Source organism: Flavobacterium tyrosinilyticum, from assembly GCF_023656565.1.
In the GTDB taxonomy this organism is placed as follows: domain Bacteria; phylum Bacteroidota; class Bacteroidia; order Flavobacteriales; family Flavobacteriaceae; genus Flavobacterium; species Flavobacterium tyrosinilyticum.
The window spans coordinates 682,270-706,770 of the sequence record NZ_JAMOKG010000001.1; the positions used below are offsets into that span (position 1 = coordinate 682,270).

Genomic DNA, 24,501 nt, shown 5'->3' on the forward strand with positions numbered 1-24,501 from the left:
AAACTAATTACAGCTTTTTTTGATTTTACACTTAAGCTATTAACTTCGATTTTATCTGCTAACTAATTATATCGCATATCATATCATGGAAACGCCGATAATAACTTTACCGACAAGCAAAAAAAATCCGAAGTTTAAGCTTCGGATTTTTTTATTTACTTTAAGATTATATTTGTTCCTTTGGTGTCTTTTTAAATAGTTTAACTAGAACCGGGAACGTTGAGATTATAACTATAATGATAATAATGTATTCAATATGTTTCTTTAAATCTATGCCTTGCTTCAAGAAAATGCCATATAGATAATGTCCTGCAAAAATTAAAATAAACGACCAAAGAAAAGAACTCAAGATATTGTAAAACATAAACTTCTTTCTATCCATCGATACAATACCCGCAACAATTGGAGCAAAGGTTCTGAAAATTGGAAGGAAACGTGCGTAAATAATTGCTTTTCCACCATATTTTTCAAAGAAATCTTTTGACTGCAACAGATATTTCTTCTTGAACCAGAATGTATCTTCTTTTTTGAATAAATAATAACCGCTTTTTGCGCCAAACCAATAACCAGTCATATTACCTAAAACTCCCATTATAGCAACTGAAGTAGCAAGCAGAAAGACATTTATAAAATCATTTGGAATAGAGGCAACATTCTCAACTAGATCACGGCTGTAAATACCTGCCAAAAAAAGCAAACTATCTCCAGGCAGAAAAAAACCTGCAAAAAGTCCTGTTTCGGCAAAAACGATAAACAGAACAATAAACAACCCAATCTGAAAACCTCCAACGCTTAAAGTAATATAAAATTCAGGGTTTAGTAACTGGGTCCATTCAAAATTATTCATAAAAGGGGAATTGGTTATCTTATAAGTTCGTGAAAGTAACAATAATTTAGCTTAACCACAATAAAATACGGTATTTTAAACATAAATTAACTATTAAAAAAAGCCCAAACTAATCGTCTGGGCTTTCCTTTACATTATTCTCTTACATACTTGCAACAGCTATGTAAGTTATCATAATCTGCAGATGTCGCCTTAACTTCCTTAGTATCATGACCTGCCTTTGCAATCGCTTTGTTTAAATCTGAAGGGGAACATTTTTCTTCGTTTAAAATAACCGAAAGCTGATGAGAACTTACATCCCAACTTGCAGTTTTCACACCTGGAACTCCATAAGCCGCTTTTTCAATTCGTTTCTTGCATTGTTCGCAGTTACCATTTACTTCTGTTGTATATTTTAAGTTCTTATTTTTCTTCGTCTGAGCCTGAGCCGAAAAACCTAAAAAAACCATCATTGCGATTAAAACTATCTTATTCATTGTATTTATTTTTATTGTTATTGAAATTGATTTTTGATATTGTTATTGATATTGTTATTTAATTTTAAACCTTAATCCGGCATAATACATCTGTCCAAAAATTGGAGCGTATGCTATCGATGCATCAAAATTAGGTCCAAAAGGATCGTTTGCTCCTAAAATTGCTTTTTGCTGCTTATAATTTCCAATATTCTCCCCTCCTACATACACCTCAAAAACCGATGAAAAAACACGAGTTACCTGAGCATTCATCACGCCATAAGCTGGTGAAAAATCAGGAAATTGATCTTCTGCAGGATTTGTTGCCGTATAAGGCAATTGCTGTTTTCCTGACCAATTATACGTAAAGTCAAACCTCCATTGTTTATCATTATTCATCGTTGTTTCGTATTCTAAATTTCCTAAGAAACGATGTTTAGCCTGAAGCGGACGCTGGAATGTCCCTCTTAAATAGTCAGTTTGGATATCGTAATATTTGTAAGCTGTTCTCAAATTTAAATTATGAATCAATTCATAATTAAACTCTACTTGAAGGCTGTTTGCAAAAGAACTTCCTTTCAAATCATAAAACAAAACTTGTTGCGGGCTTTGCATTACATCTACAACTGCTTGATTTTGGAAATCGGTGCGGTAAAAATCAAAACCTGCATCGGCATTTTTATTGAAAAGACGGAATTTCTGTGAGAAACTCACGCCATAATTCCAAGCAATCTCTGGATTTAAACCGTATACTTTTCCACTAGAATCTAAAATCGAAAATGTTCTTGAACTGGCAAAAAGCTGCTGATTCTCGGCAAAAATATTGGCAGAACGTTTCCCTCTTCCCGCAGAAAAACGAACTACTCCATTTTTCCAAGGATTATATCTCATGTGTAATCTTGGTGTAACAAAAAATCCTAATCGGTTATGATTATCTACTCTTCCTCCTAAAATCAAACTAAAATTGTCTGTATTATCGTAAGTGTACTCAAAGAAAGCTCCAACCGAATTATCAATTCTACCCACATCTGTTAAATTGACAAACTCCTGATATTGATCGTAAGTAAAATTCAGACCAGTAGTAAACTTGTGCATGGTGTTATTAATAATCGAATTGAAAATCAAATTAGAATAAAAACTATTTTGTTTGATATCGTATTGATTTAAACCATAATAAGAATCTTGTTTATGACTATTAAAAGCATTTTGAAAACCAATACTTTGATAAGGCATATCTTTAAACACATATCCGATTTTTGTTGAAACATCAAAACGTTCTGTATTAATTTCAGACCCCCAGTGGTTAGTTGTGCCTCGATCGCGATCTTTATCAAAATCAACTTCTCCTGTTTGTTTTTTATCATTCATATATCTGAAATTGATAAAACTAACCAATCCGCTTTCTGGATCGTAATATTGGTAACGGTTTAAAACATTGATTTGTTTTCCTAACGGATTATCTAAAAAACCATCATTGTTCATGTCGTTTTTGGCTACACGCGCATTTCCATGAACAAACAAACTTGTTGCCCATTTATCTGATAATTTTTTATTGAAATGAGTATTCAATTCAAAACGAGAATCGGTTGAACCATAAGCATTCAAGAAAAACGGAATATCGTTTAAAGGTTTTAAAAGCTCCGTATTGATTTGACCTGAAATACTTTCGTATCCATTTATAACACTTCCCGCTCCTTTGGTAATCTGAACACTTTCGATCCAAGTTCCGGGAGTAAATGACAATCCGTAAGCTTGAGAAGCTCCTCGAACAGAAGGAATATTCTCTTCTGTAATCATTAAGTAAGGACTCGTCAATCCAAGCATTTTAATTTGCTTAGTTCCTGTTAAAGCGTCAGAAAAATTGACATCGATTGATGGATTGGTTTCAAAGCTTTCTGCCAAATTACAACAAGCCGCTTTAAGCAGTTCTTTACTAGTAATTACAGAAGTATTGGCTGTTAACGTATAGGATTTTTTAATTCCTTTTTGCTTTTTAGTGATTTTTACCTCTTCTAAATCTTCTTGCGAAAACACAGATACAGAAAGCAAAAACGCTACAAAAAGCATTATATTTTTTTGCATAAAAAATGATTTTAATGTTGAAATAGAATTACATTATTGCATTCTGCGCAAAGCAAAAGCAATTAAAATGTAAATACGAAGTCTTAATCAAGACTTGTAGTGCATCTTAACATTAAAATCAGGAATAGAAAATATACTGATGGTATAATTTAAATAAGGGGGGCGCATTCGCATCAGCATAATACGAAAGAACTTCTTTCTTTTTAAAATTTGGAATTTCTAAAAAGACAAGAGGCTTATAATCTTGTATAACTGCTGGGAAAGCAAATTGAAAAAAGAAGAATTTGATTGTCGCATCATCTGATTTCTTTTCGAAATGAACAACTTTGTCTTTACAACAAGAGTTCTTTTTCTCTTTAGACCCGCAGCATTTCTTTTCAACAACAGGTTCTGCGGTAGTTTTTAATGAAACAGAAGCAATTTCTCCTCCACAATAGTGCACATCAAAAGCAAACCCAATATTGGAAACCAATAAAAGGAACGCCAAAAACAGACCTGTACACTTTTTCAAATTCATACTGCAAAGCTATTCAAAAACTGTTGATAAAAAACTAAATGAATTGTTATTTTTTAGATTTCTGGAGCTGATAGTAAAATCCAGGAATAAACAATAACACCAAAATTGGCTGAACTATAAATCTTCTCACATAAAAAAGAAGCCAACTGCCATCTGGAAAAAAATTAAGTATTATATAAAATAAACTCAATAGCACAAACAAAAAGGAGGCATAAACAAATGAGCTAAACTTAAAAATATCACGATCTTGAAATAAGACATAAATCAGTAAAAGTGACAAAGCAGAGTTTAGAAAATAACGAAGAAAAAGCGACCCGAAAAGTTTTAAAGTTTCCACTTCAGGATAAGGACTCGAATGGAAATCAGATTCAAAGTATCTCAGAAAAGGATCATAAAACAAATTTCTTTCAAATGTCCTAATCAAAGCAAAACCTATTATCACAACAATTGCTATAAAGATTTTAAATTTATTCTCTTTTAAATTATTTAGCATATTTTGAAAATCTATTAATCCAGAAAACCCATAAAATAAAAACATAACCGTAAATCACCAATGGAAAGAAAGTACCATGTAAAAATCGGGTATAATGAGGAAAGTTATATACGAGGACAATCAAAATCGCAATTCTTAGAACATTTAATATATATAGAGACACAAGTCCAAAAAGTATAAACAATACTGTTTTTTTTAAGCTTCTCGAAAAAGCAGCTACAAACGACACAAAAAGTATCATTACGCTAACAGCATTACATCCCTCTGTTATACGGGCTATGAATTTGCCATTTAAAATAATCTCCTGCCACGGATTTTGTGAACTTTTCTGAATTATGATATCATAATTAAAAAGTTTTAGCAATTGTTCTGCATTTTGCCCGGCCATCATTGTCGCACCATCAAGTTCCTCGGCTTCATAGGTATTTAAATAAAACTTATACAGCAGTGTAAGAACAATATAGGTAAGAAAAAAGACGCTTACAAAAATTAAGAATGGCTTAAACTGGACTAAATATTTTTTCAAGAGATTTTTTTTTCAAATTTATGTATTTTTTGAGTTCAGCTTTAAATACTTTTGTATAAATTTTTACATTATGACATTTCAAGAATTACAACCAAAAATAAGTGCAATTGTTACTGGCACTGAAACAGATAGAGACGGAAAATTATTAGCAATATGCCAACTTTTAAACGAAAACGTCGAGTATTACAACTGGGTAGGATTTTATTTTGCTAATCACGAGGCTAAAACTTTACATTTAGGACCTTATGTTGGTGCAGAAACAGATCATACTGTTATTCCTTTTGGAAAAGGAATTTGTGGCCAAGTTGCTGAAAGTAATGCCAATTTTGTTGTGCCAGATGTTAAAGCACAAGACAATTACATCGCCTGCAGTTTAACAGTAAAATCTGAAATCGTAGTACCCCTTTTTGTTAACGGAGTAAATATTGGTCAAATCGACATTGACAGCCACGTTATCGATCCTTTTACAGAAGCTGACGAAAGATTTTTAGAATTTGTAAATCAAGAAGTTGCTAAATTATTCTAGAAGAACTATTTTTAAGATAAAAAATAGCACAGAATGAAAAGAAACTTCCTTCTCTTTTTGCTTATACTAATTTCAGCTCATCTGTCTGCACAAATTAATATGGTTTCTAAAAAAATCTTTTTAGACTCCTTAAATCGTGAATGCACACTAGAAAACCATGCCTACACAAGAGTAATTACCAATTATTCGCAAAAAAGCGTTCGCTATGTTGTAACTGATTTTTATAAGAATGGAAGAAAGAAAATGACCGGTTCTACTCTGGATCGCGATGTCTTAAAAAAAGACGGCGAATTTATTTACTATTATAAAAACGGAGCAAAAGAAACCGTTGTCAATTATTCTGAGGATCACAAAAACGGAAAAGAAATCAATTGGTACGAAAACCAAAATAAAAAGTGCGAAAAACAGAATCTCTGGTATCCGAAAACAAAAAAGACACAAACTTTAGTGCTTAACTGCTGGGATGAAAACAAAAGTCAGACCGTAGTGGACGGAAATGGAGATTATGAAGAAACAGATTTATTTGTAACACAAAAAGGAACTCTTAAAGATGGATTGAAACAAGGAGTTTGGGAAGGAAATGATACGTCGAGAAAAATTACATTTGTCGATAATTATGATAAAGGGATTTTAATTTCAGGCGTGAGCACTGATACAAACAATGTCAAATTTTCCTATTCTTCTTTAAGCGAAAAACAATCTGGCAAAAAAGCCCAGAAGCTTAAGTAAAAAAAATGATCGTAAATCATTAAAAACAAATTTCTTAACCCTTATTTTAAGATTCTTTTATTTTTGTTTGATTTTTTTGTTTTTTTAATCTAATTTTGCACCCGTCTTACAAAAGTTGTATTGACATACATAAAAATCATTAAAACAATATTGGAATGTATTTAACTAAAGAAAAGAAAGAAGAAATCTTCGCACAACACGGTGATGCAAAAAACACTGGTAAAGCTGAAGGTCAAATCGCGTTGTTCACTTACAGAATCTCTCACTTAACTGAACACTTGAAAAAAAATCGTCACGATTACAACACTGAGCGTTCACTTGTACTATTAGTAGGTAAAAGAAGAGCTTTGTTGGACTACTTGAAAAAGAAAGATATCAACAGATATCGTGAGATTATCAAAGTATTGAATATCAGAAAATAATCAATATAGAAAAGAGGTGCGAAAGTGCCTCTTTTTGTTTTTACATTATAGCTATTTATAATAAGCATATTACAAGAAAAAAAGTTTGGTTTTTCATTGGGTTTTAGATAACAACAACTACACACAACAACACTACAACACAACTAAAACCCATTGTATAATCAATAAGGAAAAAATTTATGATTCCACAATTATTTGTAGAAAAGATCGATTTAGGTGATGGCAGAAGCATCACAATCGAGACAGGACGTTTAGCGAAACAAGCTGACGGTTCTGTAGTAGTAAGAATGGGCGACACTATGATTCTTGCAACAGCAGTTTCAGCTCGCACATCAAACCCAGGCGTTGATTTTTTACCGTTAACGGTAGATTACCGCGAAAAATTTGCAGCAGCAGGTCGTTTCCCAGGAGGTTTCTTTAAAAGAGAAGCACGTCCAAGCGACAGCGAAGTATTGACAATGAGATTAGTTGACCGTGTATTGCGTCCGCTTTTCCCAGACGATTACCATGCTGAAACACAAGTTATGATTCAATTAATGTCTCACGACGAAGAAGTTATGCCAGATGCTTTAGCTGGTTTAGCTGCTTCTGCGGCATTAGCTGTATCAGACATTCCTTTTTATAACTTAATTTCTGAAGTTCGTGTTGCACGTATCGACGGAAAATTAGTAATCAACCCAAGCAGAGAAGAATTAGAAAAATCTGATATCGATATGATGATTGGAGCTTCTATGGATTCTGTAGCAATGGTTGAAGGTGAGATGAAAGAAATCTCAGAAGCTGAAATGATCGAAGCTATTAAGTTTGCTCACGAAGCTATCAAAGTTCAAATTCAAGCTCAATATCGTTTACAAGAAGCTTTTGGTAAAAAAGAAATTCGTACTTACGAAGGAGAGAGAGAAAACGAAGAAATTTACGCAAAAGTAAAAGCTGCAGCATACGATAAAATCTATGCTATTGCAAAAGTTGGCTCAGCTAAACACGAAAGAGGTGCTGCATTTGCTGAAGTAAAAGAAGAAGTTAAAGCTTTATTTACTGAAGAAGAATTAGCAGCTGACGGTGATTTAGTTTCAAAATATTTCTACAAAACAAACAAAGAAGCTGTTCGTAATGTAGTTTTAGAATTAGGTGTACGTTTAGATGGTAGAAAAACTACAGATATCAGACCAATCTGGTGTGAAACTGATTATTTACCAAGAGTTCACGGATCTTCTTTATTTACACGTGGAGAAACTCAAGCTTTGGCTACTGTAACTTTAGGAACTTCTAGAGAAGCAAACCAAATCGATTCTCCATCTGAACAAGGTGAAGAGAAATTCTACTTACACTATAACTTCCCTCCTTTCTCAACTGGTGAAGCAAAACCATTAAGAGGAACTTCAAGAAGAGAAGTTGGTCACGGTAACTTGGCTCAAAGAGCTTTAAAAAATATGATTCCTGCTGATTGTCCTTATACAATTCGTGTTGTTTCTGAGGTTTTAGAATCTAATGGTTCTTCTTCTATGGCAACAGTTTGTGCTGGAACAATGGCTTTGATGGATGCTGGAGTTCAGATGGTAAAACCAGTTTCTGGTATTGCTATGGGATTAATTACTGACGGTGAGAAATTTGCTGTATTGTCTGACATCTTAGGAGACGAAGATCACTTAGGAGATATGGACTTTAAAGTAACTGGAACTGCTGACGGTATTACAGCTTGTCAAATGGACATCAAAATTGATGGTTTACGTTATGATATTATGGAGCAAGCTTTGGCTCAGGCTCGTGATGGACGTTTACACATTTTAGGAAAACTAACTGAAACAATCGCTGCACCAAGAGCTGACGTAAAAGCTCATGCGCCAAAAATCATTACCAGAACTATTCCTGGAAACTTTATTGGAGCTTTAATTGGACCTGGTGGAAAAGTAATTCAAGAATTACAAAAAGCTACTGGAACAACTATCGTTATTAATGAAGTTGACGAACAAGGTGTTATCGAGATTTTAGGTACAGATCCTGCTGGAATTGAAACGGTATTAGCAAAAATTGCTTCTATCACTTTCAAACCAGTATTAGGAGAAGCTTACGAAGTTAAAGTAATTAAAATGCTTGATTTTGGAGCTGTTGTAGAATATACTGCTGCACCAGGAAACGAAGTTTTACTTCACGTTTCTGAACTAGCTTGGGAGCGTACAGAAAATGTTGCTGACGTAGTTAAAATGGGAGATGTTTTCCAAGTAAAATACTTAGGAGTTGACCCTAAAACTAAAAAAGAAAAAGTGTCTAAAAAAGCACTTGTTCCAAGACCTCCACGTGAGGAGAAAAAAGAGTAATCAGATCTTAGTTTACTAAAGGTTTATTCATAGAAAACCCCAATTCTTAATCGAATTGGGGTTTTTCAGTTTTTATTTTGTCTCCACTACAGGATTTCCCATTTTATGCAAATGAACAAAATGTGAAAACATCATTTCAAACAATGTTTTATGATGATAAGGCTGCCTATACTCTTTTGTTGTTTTTTTAATTATTTCATTTATTTCACTATAATTAGTATGACAGATATTAGGAAAAAGATGATGAGCAGCATGACAATTGGAACCCCCACTTAAAAATCTTGCCCAACCTTTATCTGCATCCCAATCGCAACTAGTGTAAAGCTGATGAACCGCCCAAGTGTGTTCTAAAAACTCTCCCTCGGGCTGCGGATAATCTGCGCCATCAAAAAAATGGGTCCCAACAAGCATGATAATAAATACCATTGATGTAAATGCACTGGCGGTAAGATAACTCAAAACCACAAATCTCCATGAAAAATCAGAATACAGTAATGGAAGAACCAGCACCAAAGAAAAATAAAATATTTTATACAATACAAATCTAAAATATAACGCCGCTTTAGGAACACCCCTTTTCATCCAGTTGTAGTCTTCTGAAAATAAATATACCCAATCACTCATAAAAACAGAGTGCAGTAAAGTAAACATATAAACAAATGGCGCGTAATATGCCTGATATTTATGCTTCGGTTTCCAAGGATGCGTTGGGCTTAATCTCAAAAAAGGGTTTTTATCTATATCAATATCACTTCCTTCTACATTTGCATATAAATGGTGTGATCGAATATGTCTTAATCCCCAAAGCATCGGGTCAATTCCTACCGTAAGAAAACTAAAAAAATGCAAAACGGAATTTGCCTTTTTATTTTGGAATGCCGTATTGTGCGAAGCATCATGCCCAAAACTAAATCCTATTAACAATCCTGATAATTGAAAAACAACATATAATACCCAAAAGTTTATTTTAGTGATGGACTCCAAAAAAAGCAACGAATAAGACAAATAACAAACGAATGTCCAAAACAAACCTTTAAACCAAAACTGAGCATCTCCATAAGAAATAGTTTTATCCTGAAGCTTCTCCTGTACTCTTTTCTTTAAAACAGAAAAGAAAAGTTTTTCGTCTTCTGATTTATTAAAATATTTAGCTTTCATAAAATTTTATTTTTTTTTAATTACAGAACAAACGTATTGCATTTATCGCATATCAATTTGTGTAAACTAATAAATCATTTTTATACATTTGCGATTATCGCAAAATATGAAATCGCAAGAATTATTTTTAAAAGCAATTAGACAAAAAATACCTAAATCAGTTTCTTTAATAGAGGAAATTGCAGGCATTTTACAAATTAGCTACGATGCTTCACACCGAAGAGTTTCGGGAAAAAGCAAATTCTCTATAGATGAAACAGTTACACTGGCAGGCTATTTCAACATTTCGTTAGATAACTTATTTTCAAATAAGGAAAAGGTGGTGGTTGAAAAAACAATTGAGATTGAAAACTTAAAGGACATGCTTCAATATTTCAAAACATCATCTGAAAATATAGCAACCTTAATAAAAAACAAGAAAACAACACTTTTTTATTCCGCAAAAGATATTCCTCTGTTTTATTTTATGGATGGTACAATTCTATCTAAATTTAAAGCTTTTGTATGGCTGAATCTATTAAATTCAAATCAGAAAAAAGTTGCTTTTGAAAATTTTGTAGTCGATGAATCGTTTACTGAGTACATGCAGAAATTAAAAGAAATATATGAGAATACTTCTGTCAACGAAGTATGGAATGATACTACCATAAACAGCAGCTTACAGCAAATTTTATATTTTTATGAAGCTGGCCTTTTAAATTTAAAAAGTGCCAATGCCCTTTGTTTAGATTTAAAACGGATTGTAAACCTAATAAAATCAAAGTGCAACGATACTAATAATAAGTTTTCCATTTATTATAATGAACTCATATTATTAAACAACAATATGCTTATAGAAACAGAAGACAAGCTTACGATGTTTGTACCCTATACTCTTTTGGGATATTTTATAACCGACAATAAAGAAAGTTGTAAAAATGTTCATCAATTTTTTAAGCAGCAAATCACGAACTCTATACCTTTGGGTCAATCTGGCATTAAAGAACAAAATCTTTTCTTTAATCGAGCCATTCGAAAAATTGATTATTATATTGAAAAAATTAATTCACAAGTAGATTTATTTTTTTGAAAGAAAATATTAGAAACCCCAATTCTTAATCGAATTGGGGTTTTTCAGTTTTTGAACTATTTGTACCTTTTTGCTATCCTTCTACAAATCAGGCTTATTCTTCATAAAAATCAAAAAACACATCAATACAACATCATTTTTCGAATATTTTTAATAAAAATTCCAAATTTTAATAGTCTAACAATGCCTTTCACTAGCCTGTAGCGTGATTTTATAACAATTTAACAAATTAGCGTTTTATTTGTAACCTTTTTTTTATACTTTTGAAATCTTCCAAAAACAACTAATAAACCATTAAATCCTTTGAAAAATTACCAAAAAAAAATCGTTTTTCTCATTTTATTTGAATTATTATTAAACATTCATACTATCCAGAGTCAAACTAGCAATGACGTAAAAACTTACAATTGGTTTGACACTACAGTTGGCAAAGACAATCTGGATATTAACAATGGGGTACCACACACAAATCCTTACAGAACTTTAAGAAATGACATTCATTTGTATTTAGTAGATAAATACGAATTAGGAAAAGCTATCTACGAAAACCAAGCTTATTATGATGTTAAACTTAAATACGACATCTATCGCGACATATTGGTCTTAAATCCAGCTGGAGGTTCAGAAAATGTCGGTATAAGTTTAATTCAGAATAAAGTCAGTTCGTTTTCGATCCAAGATAAGAACTTTATCAAAAGAGAAAGAGCAACCGAAGACATACCTGAATTTACAACAGGCTACTACGAAGAAAGCAAGGTTGCACCAGAATTAATTTTGTATATCAGACATCACAAAGACATGCAAAAAACAATTTCTGATAACAGCATCTATTATGTATTCAAAGAAAACAATTCTTATTTTATCGATTTAAAAGGCAAAATTTATTTAATAAAAAGCAAAGGCGACCTTGTTAAATTATTCCCAGAACAAAAAAAACAAATCAATGGGTTTTATTTATTGAACAGAGAACTAAGAAAATCCGATTTAGATCAATTCATGAAAAATTTGATGAAATACACTTTTAACTCTCTTTCAATATCAAGCAAATAAAACAAATGAAAAAAATTTTACTCTCCTTACTTATCTTCTTCTCTTTTCAATTGTCTTTTGCGCAAAATTCTAATGAGAAGTTATCGATTACTTTAAAAGATGAAACTTTAGAAAACACTATAAAACGTATTGAATCATCGACATCTTATAAATTTTATTTTGATTCGGCTTGGTTAAATTCTAACAAAACACTTATTTCTGGCACTTTTAATAATGTTAGTATTGATGAATTTATGTCTGCTGTTTTAAATAAAACAGACTTAAATTATGTTGTTATCAAGAATAAAGTGATCTTGACGCTTAACAGCACAATATATAGTACTTTACCATCCAATTATTTCCCAGACGAACCACTTCAAACAAACAGCCAAGGAAATGATCAAAATGACAATCCTGTTTTTTATCAGCAATATGACTCAACTAGTAGCTATAGTGTAAGCAAAAAGAGTTCTATTGTATTTATAGGCAAAGAAAATAAGGACACAACAAAGAAAACATTTACAGTTACTGGAACCGTTAAAAATGAAGAAAACGGAAAACCAGAAGCCAATATTTATATTAAGGTAAAAAATAAAAACATAAGCACATCTAGTGATCTTGACGGAAATTATACTTTACAATTACCAAGAGGAATTAACATAGTCGAAATAAAGTCACTTAGCCACAAAGAGGTTACAAAGACTTTAGTCGTATACGATGATGGCCAATTTGATATAGAACTTAACGAAAAATCGAATCAATTGGACGAAGTAGTCATTAAAAAGAAAGGACAAAGAGCAACAGAAACAGTTGTATCTGGTTTGGTTTCTATTGACATTGAAAACATAAAAAATGTCCCTCTTATTCTTGGAGAAAGAGATATTTTTAAAGTTGCTACTACTTTCCCAGGTATAAAAACTACGGGTGAAGGATCTGCAGGATTTAACGTGCGTGGAGGAAAAGAAGATCAGAACTTAATTCTTTTGGATAATGCAGTTGTGTATAATCCGCAGCACTTTTTAGGTTTTTTCTCTGCTGTTAATCCTTATACAACAAAAAAGGCAGACATCTACAAAGGAAGCATTCCTGCCGATTTTGGAGGAAGATTATCATCTGTATTTGACATCGCAACAAAAAACGGAAATAAAGAGAAAATTTCTGGAGAAGGTGCTATAGGGCCAATTACTTCGAACCTTACATTAAGCGTACCTCTTGAAAAAAATAAATCAAGCATAATTGTTGGAGGTCGTGCAACTTATTCTGATTGGATTTTAAAACAATTGGATGACGAAAGACTTAAAAATAGCGAGGCTGGATTTTATGATGGAATTTTAAAATACCAAAATAACATCAACAGTAAGAATGCAATTGAAGCAATGGCATATTACAGTAATGACCGTTTTAGATTGAGTTCAGATTCATTATACAAATACAGCAACCGATTATTCTCTGCAAAATGGGATCATACTTTTAACGACAAAAACAAAGGAGCTCTTATTTTAACGAATAGCGAATACAAATTCAATATAGATTATCATTCTGACGATATTAATTCTTTTGATTTCGGATATAAAATAAACGAAACTCAACTACAATTAAAGATGAATTATAAGTTGAATGAAAAACACAATTTTTCTTATGGTGTAGCTAGTAAATTATATAATATTTCACCAGGTTACCAGCATCCGACAAACCCTAATGCAACTTTAGTTCCGACTGATATTAACAAAGAAAAAGGATTAGAATCGGCAATTTATCTAGCAGACAACTATAAAGTAAGTGACAAATTATTAATTGATCTTGGTTTAAGATATTCTTTATACGCATCATTAGGACCTGCCGATGTCAATACTTATGAAAGTGGCAAACCGATCAGCGATGCTACAATTATAGACACAAAGCACTACAACAATAATGAAGTTGTAACAACTTATGGAGGTCTAGAACCAAGAATAGCAGCACGTTATTTCTTTACAGAAGATTTTTCTATCAAAGCGGGTTATGACGTAACAAGGCAATACATTCACCTTTTGTCTAGCAACACCACACAATCTCCTACTGACACTTGGAAATTATCTGATGCAAACGTAAAACCACAAAGCGCACAACAAGCCTCTTTAGGATTGTTTAAAAACTTTGGAGATGACGAATACGAAGTTAGTTTGGAAGGTTACTACAAGAAATCTAAAAACATTTTAGACTATAAAGTTGGTGCGCAATTATTGCTAAATGAAAATGTAGAAACAGAACTTTTACAAGGTGAAGGAAAAGCTTATGGTGTAGAGTTTTTAATTAAAAAACAAGTTGGTAAATTAAATGGATGGTTAGGATACTCTTATTCAAGATCATTGATTAAATTAGATGGCGAGTTTAATGAGGAAATTGTGAACAATGGTAAATTCTTCGCTTCTAATTTTGATAAGCCACATGATTTAAGCGCTGTTTTAAATTACAAATTCACAAAACGCTATAGTCTGTCAACAAACTTTATATACCAAACAGGAAGACCAATTACCTACCCTATCGGAACTTATAATCTTGGAGGCGCACAATACACTTTATATAGTGATAGAAATGAATTTAGAATACCAGATTACATTCGTTTAGACATCGGTATCAACATTGAAGGGAATCATAAAATTAAAAAATTAGCGCATAGTTTCTGGAATATTTCTGTTTACAATGTATTAGGAAGAAATAATCCGTACTCGATATTTTTTGTAACAGATCCAAACGGAAAATTAAAGGGATACAAAACATCAATCTTCTCTATTCCGGTTCCAAGTATAACTTATAATTTTAAATTTTAATCTTCCGTAAAGCAGAATTTAAAAAATCATGAAAACATTATTAAAAAATAAAATAGCAGTATTATTACTAATGAGTACTATATTCATTAGCTGTACTGAAACCTATAACCTTAAGACTGATTCTTACGAGGAGGCACTTGTTGTAGAAGCAACTATAACAAATGAATTAAAAAAGCAGGAAATTAAACTAACGAAAACTGCCCGTTTGGAAGAAGAAGGAGTGCAATTAGAAACAGGTGCGAATGTTGTAGTTACCGACAACAAAGGAAACAGCTATCACTTTACTGAAAATTCAGAAAAATATATTTCTGACTCCGAGTTCAAAGCAGAACCTAACACAGAATATTCTTTAGAAATTACAACAAAAGGCGGTAAAAAATACCAATCTTCAAGTGAAGTTTTGACAACTGAAAATCAGATTGAAAACATAGTCCCTAAAGTCGTTTCAACCCAAGAAGGAGAAGGCGTACAAATAAGTGTTGAAAGCTACGATCCTACAAATACTTCAAAATACTACAGATACGAATATGAAGAAACCTATAAAATAATTGCACCAAAATGGGGTGATAAAAAATTAATTGCTACTGGTCCACAAGAGATTGAGCTTATCCAAAGCCCATTAGACATTCAAATTTGTTATGGCTCAAAAAAATCTGTCGATATCATTCAAACATCAACAACAAATCTACAAGAAGACCGCGTTAATTTTCCTGTTCGATTTATAAGCGACCAAGATTACATTATCAGTCACAGATATAGTATTCTAGTTCGCCAATATGTACAAAATCTTGAGGCCTATACTTTTTACAAAACATTAAAAGAAATTTCAAGCAGCTCTAGTGTATTATCGCCTAAACAGCCTGGTTTTGTAAATGGTAATATTAAATGTGTTACCGATACTGAAAGCAAAGTAATAGGCTTTTTTGATGTGTCTTCTGTATCATCAAAAAGAATGTTTTTTAATTATGCTGACTTATATCCGGGAAGACCTTTACCTCCGTATTATGTGCCATGTATTGACGCTGAGTACAGATTCTGTTTCGGATTTGGTGATCCACCTTGCCTTGGACGACAATTAATAACAGAACTTAACAGCTATAGACTTTGGTACAGCTATAATACCAACGATTATTATACTATGGTACCTATAGAATGCGGAGACTGCACAACATTTTCATCTAACGTAAAACCTTCATTTTGGACAGAATAAAGCACCTATTATTATTGTTTGTTTTAATTAGCACACAATTAGGAAACGCACAGCAAAATATTGTTGTAGACGAAACTATTTATCTTCATGCCAATGCATCGACATTTGTATCGGGTGAGACATTATTGTATAAAATATACTGCTTAAAATCGTCTGACAAAACCATAAGCCAAATTAGTAAAATTGCCTATGTAGAATTGGTAGACAGCGATAAAAAGAGCGTTTTTAAAGCCAAAATCAAGTTAGAAAATGCGTTAGGACAAGGAGATTATTTTATCCCGACTACTCTTAAAACAGGAAGCTACAAACTAGTTGCTTACACCAATTGGATGTTAAACAAACCTGCTTCAGAATTTTTTCAAATGGATATTAATATTGTTAATCCTTATAAAACAAACGAAAAAACTCCAAACAGCAATATTTTAACAAGCAGTTCAAATACTGTAGAGAGTTCTGCAAATACAACAGATTTAAACCTTAGATTAAACAAAAAAGTTTTCTCTAGTCGCGAACATGTCGATTTAAAACTAGAATCTTCAAATGATAATATTAAAGAAGGCAGTTACTCTTTATCTGTTAGAAAACTAGACAACATTCCTACTCAAAATTCAATTTCGGCAACAAATTTTGCTGCTAAAGCATCAAATACTGTTGTGCTAGATGGTAATTCAAAAGCAGTGCTTCCAGAATTAAGAGGAGAGATGATATCTGGTAAAGTAGTTTCTAAAAGCGGAACAGATAAGATTCAAGATGTTACGGTTTCTTTTTCTTTACCAGGAAAATCTTTTGTTTTTCAAGTAGTAAAGACAAATTCAGAAGGACGCTTTATTTTTAGTATTGATAAAGACAATTACAATCCAAACATCATTATTCAAGTAATTGATGAACGTGCTGATAATTATTCTATTACATTGGACGAACTTCCTAGTATAAACACAACGCAATTAGCCTTTTCGCCAAATAACAATTTATCATACACCTTTAAGGAAAGCCTTTTGGACAGAGCGGTTTCAAGTCAAATTGAAAATGCTTATATCCATAGAAAAAAGGACAACTTAGAAAAGCAAACTACCCAAGATCCATTCTATGCCACTAAAGCAAAAGAATATGTTTTGGATGATTATACAAGATTTAAAACGTTACGAGAAACAATAACAGAGGTTACAACAGAAGTATATCATAAAGAAAATAACGGAGTCATGCATCTGCATGTAACAGATCCAAGTGTCTTCCCTCAATTGCCAGATCCTGCATTAGTACTAGTTGACGGATTGCAATTGCAAAACCAAATTGATTTATTAAAATACAACATGAAAAATATCTATAGAATCGATCTTATTGTCGGAAGATATTATGTTGGACCAAAATCATTTAACGGATTAGTAAGTTTTATAACTTTTGATAAGGATTTCGCAAGCACACAAAGCGGTTCTTCGATTCTAAAAACTACAATTTTGAGACCACAGCTTAAAAAAATCTACAACAATGTAGATTATACAAACTTAGCTGATAATGCAAGAATTCCTGATTTCAGAAATCAATTGCTTTGGAATCCTGATGTAAAATTAAATAAGGATTCTCAAACTTCATTCTACACTTCTGATGTTGCCGGAAATTATGAAATAAGATTGGAAGGTTTTGCAAAAAACGGAACTCCAGTTTCTATTAAAGAATTAATTGAAGTAAAAGATACAGCGACAAATTAAAAAAATTACAACTACTAAAAGCCCATGTTTCAAAAAGTTAGAAACATGGGCTTTTTATTTTTCCATAGTAACGCAACCTTTTCATTCTTTTTATACTATAGATTATAAAAGGCCAAATACTATGAAAAAAGCAACACTTTTTATTTCGACAATTCTACTTGTTTTTTTATTTTCATGCAATAATGAAGCTGTAGAAACAAAAAATGCAACTCCAATAGATGAGAGCGTATATTATGATCAAGATCCGGATTGCAAAGACATCACATCTGGAACCTGCTGCGATGTAGATGGCAGGATATGGGTAGAAACAGGAACTTCATATAAATACACCTATGACTACAAAGCATTTAATGCACCATCTGACGATTATGAAATTGAATGGACTGTTATAAGTGGTTCAATAATTTTACTGAAAGGACAAGGCACAAAAGAAGCAACTTTTTACTTTAATAAAGATTTTACTAAGGGAGAAATTTCAGCATATAACAAGAAATCTTTAGAATGTCAAAGCACTATATTAATTTCAAAATTATAGTTTTTACAATTTGAATTTAGATCAGCTCATAAAAGATTGCGTTAGGCAAAACAGAAAAGCACAAGAAGAATTATACCAATTGTATAAAAACACTCTTTTTGTGCTTAGTCTGAAATATTGCCCTAATGAAGCAGAAGCGGAAGATAATCTGCATGATTCTTTTATCGAAATCTTTACCAATATAAAAAACTACAAAGGAAACGGAAGTTTTGAAGGCTGGATTAAAAGAATTACGATCAATAAAGCCATAATGCGATATAAGCAATCGTACCTGCTTACTGCAATTAAAGATGATTTCTCTCAAGATGACACCGTAAATGAAAGCGAAATAGATTTTTCTCTTGACACCATTTTATCTTTTGTTCAAGAACTTCCTCATCAATACCGATTGGTTTTTAATTTATACGAACTCGATGATTATACGCATAAAGAAATTGCCACAATGTTATCCATTTCCGAAAGCACGTCAAAATCAAATTTACATCGAGCGAAACAGATTCTGAAATCAAAAATCAAATCAAAAAATACATTTTATTATTCAAAACAAAAAAATGGAGAATAAAACTGAAATAGGAAAAGTAATCAAAAACAAATTGGACAATTTAGACAAAAGTCCGAGTGATTTTGTATGGTCTAAAATTGAAAAAGATTTAAATAATAAAAGACGCAAAAGAATTTTGTTTTGGCTAATTCCTAGCATTCTTACAGTTATAATTTTATCAAGCTTGCTCTATATTAATTCAGATTTTCACAAAGAAAATATAGACCCAAAAACGCCATCACAAAAAAATGCTTCTAATTCGACTAACTCTAAAAATGAAACTTTGCCAGCCAACCTGCAAAAAAAAGGATCAGATGAAATTACCACTGTTAAAAAAACCAAGACCGTAAAACTCGTAAAACAATCCACCAAATTCGTTACATCGACTAATGAATACGAAGAATATGAAGTGGTAAAAAAATATAAAGTCATTATTAAAAAAGAACAAATCACCTCTAAACCTATAAAAACTACTGCAAAAGATCCCAATACAATTAATGCCAAAAAACCAATTGTAGCTTACAAAAAAGGTAATTCTAAAAATGGAATTGCGAAAAAAATAGCAAAATCTAGTTTCACCAAGCCGAAGAAAACTCAAAAAAAGGAAATCAATAAAATTTCAAAAACCACTATTGTGGGAAACAAAACTCCAAAAAATGTAATTTTAGAAAAGACAATTGCAGAAAAAGATACTATAACTTATAATAATTTCAAAAAAGACCTACCAACCTCAATAATAATAGCTGAACCCAAAATGGATAGTGTTGCCAAAAAAGACAGCACAGATTTAAAGAAAAAGACAACTCCAAAACGAGAGTATAAAGAACGTAAGTATACGCCTCAAACAGCAGAGATTGAACCTGAATTTACAATTTCCGTTTTTTACGGCCCTGCGCTTTTTGGTTCTTTAAACAGCAAATCCATGATTAGTCCTAGAATGGATGATTTATCTAAAAGTCATCCTATCACCTCACATTATGGCGTTTATGTAAAAACGATGTTTGACAAAATTGGTTTCAGAGGAGGATTTTCTAAGATAAATCTAAAAACATCAACGCGATTAAATCAGAATTTAATTCCAGATTACACCAATATAAATTTAAAAACAGAAATAAATGTAAAAGAAACATTCGGCGAATCCAACCAAGTAGATTTAGTGCAAAACCTCTCTTATTACGAACTGCCTTTAGAATTTAATTACGCAATAAAAAAAGACGAAAGCAAAATTGGAATAGAAGCTTTTACGGGCTTTAGTTTTTTAATATTGGATAAAAACAAACTGTATTTAAAATCAGAAAATGTGTCTCAACAAAATATAGGAGAAGCAAAAAATCTTTCAGGCGCAAATTTCTCTTATAATTTAGGTCTAGGGTTAAGTTATAAATTGACTGAACGTATTGCATTGGATATAAACCCTTTATTCAAATATTATTTAAGCACTTTCAATAAAAATGAAGAGGCTAAACCATACAGTATTTCGCTTCAATCTGGTGTTAGTTATAAATTTTAAAAATATTTTTAAAATATTGTAACTTTTTTGATACTCCTTACGTATAATCATTTGTACACTTTAAAAATAGGGAGACAACAACATGAGACAACTTAAAATCACCAAGCAGGTAACTAATCGTGAAACTGCATCGTTAGATAAATATCTACAAGAAATTGGAAAAGTTGACCTAATTACCGCTGATGAAGAGGTAGAATTAGCACAAAGAATAAAGGCTGGTGATCAAAGAGCTTTAGAAAAACTAACAAAAGCCAACCTACGTTTCGTAGTATCTGTGGCTAAACAATATCAAAATCAAGGATTAACTCTTCCGGATTTAATTAATGAAGGAAACTTAGGTTTAATTAAAGCGGCTCAACGTTTTGATGAAACTCGTGGTTTCAAATTCATTTCTTACGCTGTATGGTGGATTCGTCAATCGATTCTTCAAGCTCTAGCTGAACAGTCTCGTATTGTACGTTTACCATTAAATAAAATTGGTTCTATCAATAAAATCAACAAAATGTATGCGTTATTAGAGCAATCTAACGAACGTCCGCCTTCTGCTGAAGAAATTGCAAAAGAACTTGATATGACTGTAAATGACGTAAAAGAGTCTATGAAAAACTCTGGACGTCACCTATCTATGGATGCTCCTCTTGTTGAAGGAGAAGATTCTAACCTTTATGACGTATTACGTTCTGGCGAATCTCCAAATCCAGATAGAGAATTAATTCACGAATCTCTTCGTACTGAGATCGAACGTTCTTTAGAAACATTAACTCCAAGAGAGGCAGATGTTGTACGTTTGTATTTCGGACTTGGCGACCAACACCCAATGACTCTTGAAGAAATTGGTGAAACTTTCGATCTAACTCGTGAGCGTGTTCGTCAGATTAAAGAAAAAGCAATCCGTCGATTGAAACACACTTCTAGAAGTAAAATCCTTAAAACTTATTTAGGATAACAATATTAAATTTCAATATTTAAAATCCCAAATTCCAATCTAATTGTGATTTGGAATTTATAACTTGGAATTTTACCCCAAACAACAGTTTGATTGACTGTTCGTTTTTTGATTGATGATTGAAACTCCGGCTGATTACCGGAGTTTTTTATTTTTTATTATTTAGTTGAAATGTTTGTAACGCAGAGTACACAAAGTTTTTACGCAAAGTTCGCTAAGATTTTATTTAAGTATCTGTCGAAAGCCAAAGTTCACAAAGCTTTGTGAACTTTGGCTTCTCAAATAATTTCAAACAGAAACTTTGTGAACTCTGCGTAAAAGCTTTGCGCTCTTTGCGTTTAAATCATTAACTACAGCATAAAAAAACTTAGCGCACCTTGCGTAATTCTTTGCGCTCTTTGCGGTTAAAAAAATTTATCTTTGCAATAAAAACAACACATACTACAAAATGAAAAATACACTTATTGCTCCTTCAGTTCTTGCTGCCGATTTTGGTAATTTACAGCGTGATGCAGAAATGCTTAACAACAGTCAGGCAGATTGGTTTCATATCGATATTATGGACGGCGTTTTTGTTCCGAATATCTCTTTTGGAATGCCAGTCTTAGAAGCAATTTCAAAACATGCAAAAAAATATATTGATGTACATTTAATGATTATTGACCCAGATCGATACATTAAAACTTTTGCCGATTTAGGAGCAAATGGATTAACAGTGCATTATGAGGCTTGCACACACTTGCACAGAACACTTCAAGCCATTAAAGCAGAAGGAATGAAAGCTGGCGTTGCCATGAATCCGCATACCAATGTTGATTTACTAGAAGACATTATTAACGATATTGATGTGGTTTGCATTATGAGCGTAAATCCTGGATTTGGAGGACAATCATTCATCGAAAACACTTACGATAAAGTAAAGAAACTAAAAGCGCTTATTACACGTAAAAATGCTTCAACACTAATCGAAATTGACGGCGGTGTAACAAGCAAAAACGCTAAACAATTAGTAGAAGCTGGTGCAGATGTTTTAGTTGCTGGAAGCTTTGTTTTTAAAGCCGAGAATCCAACGGAAACAATTGCAGAACTAAAAGCTCTTACTGCTTTTTAAACTTTCAAAAAAACAACAAAAAAAAGTCCAAAAATAATTTTGGACTTTTTTTTACTTCAAACTTACTTAGGAGTAATCCAATAAGGGTTTACTTTAAGTTTTTCTACAACATATTGGATCACTTTCTGAGCTTTCAAACTATTTCCAGTTTCATCTAATGGAGGCGAAATAACAGCAATTCCAAATTTACCAGGACACACCGCCAATATTCCTCCTCCAACACCACTCTTTGCTGGAAGTCCGGAATTAAATAGCCATACTCCAGAATTGTCATAAAGCCCTGCAGTTGCCATTACAGGCAAAGTATACATTACAGTTGTCTGACTAACAACCTTATTTTTTGTAACAGGATTAACACCTCCATTTGCCAATGTGGCCGCCATTGTAGCAAGATCCTTTACATTTACATTCAATGCACATTGTTTCGTATAAAGATCTGTTGCTTGTACTGGATCAAAATATATTCTGTTATAAGCCAACAACAAATGTGCAATAGCTTGATTACGCAAATTATCACCCGCCTCACTTCTATAAACAGGAAGATTTATAGAAAGCGGTCTTCCGGCAAAGTCACTCTGAATTTTCTCGATTTCTTTCCACTTTGCTATAGAATCAACACCACGAATAAGACTCGTAGTTGCAATAGCTCCTGGATTTACAAGAGGATTAATTTTATCGCCTTTATGCATTTCTACTGCAACAATAGAATTAAATGGCAATCCAGTCGCATTTACTCCTACTTTATCTTCCAAAAATTGTGGGCCTTCTTGCTCAATTACTTTTGCCATAGTAAATACTTTCGATATACTTTGAATTGAAACCATTGACGTTATATCACCTTTTGTATATATGGCTCCCTCTGCAGTAACAAGTGCAATGCCAAAAATATTGGGATCAACATTGGCCAGTTCTTGAATATAGTCGGCATTTTTTCCTTCTTTTAAATCTTTAAATTTATTAAAGGCTTCATTAAGTGTATTCTCTATATTTTGTTTATTCAGTAGTATTTGGCTATAGCCTTGGTTTATGATAAAAAAAATCATTAAACCAACAAAAATCATTTGCTTGTTCATTCTAAAAATTGCATTCTTATTTGTATTCTGTATTAATTTATGACTAAAAAGTATTGAATTAAAAATCCTTACTGCTTTTAAGGTTTTTAAGATTTGGGAAGAAATCAATTCCAGTCATTTTTTCTAAAGTCTCGATCGGAACAACAAAATCATAAATAGATTTGTCGCTTTTTTCGTTTGGAACCAAGAAAGCAATTGCTTTATGCTCTTTCCCTGTTTTAGCCAAAACGATTTTATAAAAATATTTAGGAACAGCAACCTTTTCTGTACCTATTTTTTTATCCGATTCTTTAGCAATTCCGCCAGTTACGACATAAATATCATTATATTTTCCTGCCCAATAACGCGTCTTCTGCTCTATCCTATTCCAGATTCCAGCATTAAACTCCTTTTTCTGAGGTGAAATATTCGACGTGTAAAAAGTATCGTTATAAGCATCTTTACTAAATTCCATATCCCCAGCAGGGCAAAGATGTCCCTTATCATAACCTGAATTTTTATAATTTCTCCAATCTGCAGAACCTGTCGTTACATTTGGATCTTCAATAAAATAGGGTCTTTTAAAATCATTATTTTTTAAATATTCTTTTTTCAATTCGTACGCCACCCATTCTGCCTGCTCAAACTTTTCATTATACGATAAAGTATAATATTGGTGTTTTACAATCTGCTTTGTCGTCGAAGTTGGCAAATAAGCAACCGTATAAACAGAATCTGTACTAGAAGAATTTCCTTTAAAAGAAGAAACCGCTTCATCATTAGTTACTTTTTCGGTAATTTCTGTATTCTCTTTTTTACAAGAAAATAATGCAAAACCCATTAAAATCAAACTCAGGCCAACTTTCATAATTCTATTTTTAGAGGTTAAACATACAAAAAAACGCTCCATAA

The 24,501-nt window shown here is 32.3% G+C and carries 23 protein-coding genes; 14 read left to right on the forward strand and 9 right to left on the reverse strand.

The genetic code is table 11. The features are described 5' to 3' along the window. Window positions 1-166: 166 nt before the first annotated feature. From NCC77_RS02970 to xrtF, 6 genes are all read right to left on the reverse strand, one after another. Window positions 167-847 (reverse strand): DedA family protein, encoded by a 681-nt coding sequence (locus tag NCC77_RS02970; protein ID WP_250834286.1) that lies wholly within the window; start codon window positions 845-847, stop codon window positions 167-169. A gap of 134 nt (window positions 848-981) precedes the next feature. Further along, entirely contained in the window at window positions 982-1,323 is a 342-nt protein-coding gene (locus NCC77_RS02975; RefSeq protein WP_250834287.1) for a heavy-metal-associated domain-containing protein, read from the reverse strand. Window positions 1,324-1,377: 54 nt separating this feature from the next. Beyond that, entirely contained in the window at window positions 1,378-3,384 is a 2,007-nt protein-coding gene (locus NCC77_RS02980) for a TonB-dependent receptor plug domain-containing protein (protein WP_250834288.1), read from the reverse strand. Window positions 3,385-3,502: 118 nt separating this feature from the next. Next, window positions 3,503-3,901, reverse strand: coding sequence for an HYC_CC_PP family protein (locus tag NCC77_RS02985; protein WP_198854669.1), 399 nt, complete (start codon window positions 3,899-3,901; stop codon window positions 3,503-3,505). A gap of 46 nt (window positions 3,902-3,947) precedes the next feature. After that, window positions 3,948-4,394 (reverse strand): exosortase F system-associated membrane protein, encoded by a 447-nt coding sequence (locus tag NCC77_RS02990; protein ID WP_250834289.1) that lies wholly within the window; start codon window positions 4,392-4,394, stop codon window positions 3,948-3,950. After that, the gene (gene xrtF, locus NCC77_RS02995; RefSeq protein WP_250834290.1) at window positions 4,384-4,920 is read right to left on the reverse strand and encodes an exosortase family protein XrtF; all 537 of its coding nucleotides are present in this window, start codon (window positions 4,918-4,920) and stop codon (window positions 4,384-4,386) included. Before xrtF ends, NCC77_RS02990 begins: the two co-directional genes overlap by 11 nt. A gap of 70 nt (window positions 4,921-4,990) precedes the next feature. Between xrtF and NCC77_RS03000 the strand changes: the two genes are divergently transcribed. The 4 genes from NCC77_RS03000 (at window position 4,991) to NCC77_RS03015 (ending at window position 8,912) form a co-directional block, all read left to right on the forward strand. Continuing rightward, window positions 4,991-5,446, forward strand: a complete 456-nt coding sequence (locus tag NCC77_RS03000) for a GAF domain-containing protein (protein ID WP_250834291.1) — start codon at window positions 4,991-4,993, stop codon at window positions 5,444-5,446. Between the two features lie 33 nt (window positions 5,447-5,479). Further along, a complete protein-coding gene (locus NCC77_RS03005; protein ID WP_250834292.1) occupies window positions 5,480-6,175 on the forward strand; it encodes a toxin-antitoxin system YwqK family antitoxin in 696 nt (231 codons plus the stop codon). A gap of 155 nt (window positions 6,176-6,330) precedes the next feature. Continuing rightward, window positions 6,331-6,597 (forward strand): 30S ribosomal protein S15, encoded by a 267-nt coding sequence (rpsO, locus tag NCC77_RS03010; RefSeq protein WP_012023524.1) that lies wholly within the window; start codon window positions 6,331-6,333, stop codon window positions 6,595-6,597. 179 nt (window positions 6,598-6,776) lie between these two features. Further along, window positions 6,777-8,912 carry a polyribonucleotide nucleotidyltransferase gene (locus tag NCC77_RS03015; RefSeq protein ID WP_250834293.1) on the forward strand — a complete coding sequence of 712 codons (2,136 nt, stop codon included), beginning with the start codon at window positions 6,777-6,779 and terminating at the stop codon, window positions 8,910-8,912. Window positions 8,913-8,984: 72 nt separating this feature from the next. Here NCC77_RS03015 and NCC77_RS03020 read toward each other — a convergent pair whose 3' ends face one another. Next, entirely contained in the window at window positions 8,985-10,070 is a 1,086-nt protein-coding gene (locus tag NCC77_RS03020) for a fatty acid desaturase family protein (RefSeq protein ID WP_250834294.1), read from the reverse strand. 106 nt (window positions 10,071-10,176) lie between these two features. Here NCC77_RS03020 and NCC77_RS03025 point away from each other — a divergent pair, with 106 nt between their 5' ends. The 10 genes from NCC77_RS03025 to rpe all read left to right on the forward strand — a co-directional run bounded on the left by NCC77_RS03025 (window position 10,177) and on the right by rpe (window position 22,537). Further along, the gene (locus NCC77_RS03025) at window positions 10,177-11,139 is read left to right on the forward strand and encodes a helix-turn-helix domain-containing protein (protein ID WP_250834295.1); all 963 of its coding nucleotides are present in this window, start codon (window positions 10,177-10,179) and stop codon (window positions 11,137-11,139) included. 303 nt (window positions 11,140-11,442) lie between these two features. After that, entirely contained in the window at window positions 11,443-12,189 is a 747-nt protein-coding gene (locus tag NCC77_RS03030; protein ID WP_250834296.1) for a hypothetical protein, read from the forward strand. Window positions 12,190-12,194: 5 nt separating this feature from the next. After that, entirely contained in the window at window positions 12,195-14,978 is a 2,784-nt protein-coding gene (locus NCC77_RS03035) for a TonB-dependent receptor (RefSeq protein ID WP_250834297.1), read from the forward strand. A gap of 28 nt (window positions 14,979-15,006) precedes the next feature. Further along, on the forward strand, window positions 15,007-16,188 hold the full coding sequence (locus NCC77_RS03040) for a DUF4249 domain-containing protein (protein ID WP_250834298.1): 1,182 nt from the start codon (window positions 15,007-15,009) through the stop codon (window positions 16,186-16,188). Further along, window positions 16,176-17,894 (forward strand): hypothetical protein, encoded by a 1,719-nt coding sequence (locus NCC77_RS03045; RefSeq protein ID WP_250834299.1) that lies wholly within the window; start codon window positions 16,176-16,178, stop codon window positions 17,892-17,894. Before NCC77_RS03040 ends, NCC77_RS03045 begins: the two co-directional genes overlap by 13 nt. A gap of 121 nt (window positions 17,895-18,015) precedes the next feature. Further along, entirely contained in the window at window positions 18,016-18,429 is a 414-nt protein-coding gene (locus NCC77_RS03050) for a hypothetical protein (protein WP_250834300.1), read from the forward strand. 10 nt (window positions 18,430-18,439) lie between these two features. Then, a complete protein-coding gene (locus NCC77_RS03055; protein ID WP_250834301.1) occupies window positions 18,440-18,991 on the forward strand; it encodes an RNA polymerase sigma factor in 552 nt (183 codons plus the stop codon). Then, window positions 18,981-20,480: a PorT family protein gene (locus tag NCC77_RS03060; RefSeq protein WP_250834302.1), complete on the forward strand. Its 1,500-nt coding sequence runs from the start codon at window positions 18,981-18,983 to the stop codon at window positions 20,478-20,480. The genes NCC77_RS03055 and NCC77_RS03060 overlap by 11 nt, the downstream gene beginning before the upstream one ends. Window positions 20,481-20,562: 82 nt before the next feature. Beyond that, the gene (locus tag NCC77_RS03065) at window positions 20,563-21,426 is read left to right on the forward strand and encodes a sigma-70 family RNA polymerase sigma factor (protein ID WP_007804760.1); all 864 of its coding nucleotides are present in this window, start codon (window positions 20,563-20,565) and stop codon (window positions 21,424-21,426) included. A 448-nt stretch (window positions 21,427-21,874) separates the two neighbouring features. After that, a complete protein-coding gene (rpe, locus tag NCC77_RS03070; RefSeq protein ID WP_250834303.1) occupies window positions 21,875-22,537 on the forward strand; it encodes a ribulose-phosphate 3-epimerase in 663 nt (220 codons plus the stop codon). A 62-nt stretch (window positions 22,538-22,599) separates the two neighbouring features. Here rpe and glsA read toward each other — a convergent pair whose 3' ends face one another. Next, window positions 22,600-23,610, reverse strand: coding sequence for a glutaminase A (gene glsA / locus NCC77_RS03075; RefSeq protein WP_250834304.1), 1,011 nt, complete (start codon window positions 23,608-23,610; stop codon window positions 22,600-22,602). Window positions 23,611-23,668: 58 nt separating this feature from the next. Beyond that, complete coding sequence (locus tag NCC77_RS03080) at window positions 23,669-24,457, reverse strand: DNA/RNA non-specific endonuclease (RefSeq protein ID WP_349306035.1); 789 nt, start codon at window positions 24,455-24,457, stop codon at window positions 23,669-23,671. Between the last annotated feature and the right edge of the window lie 44 nt (window positions 24,458-24,501).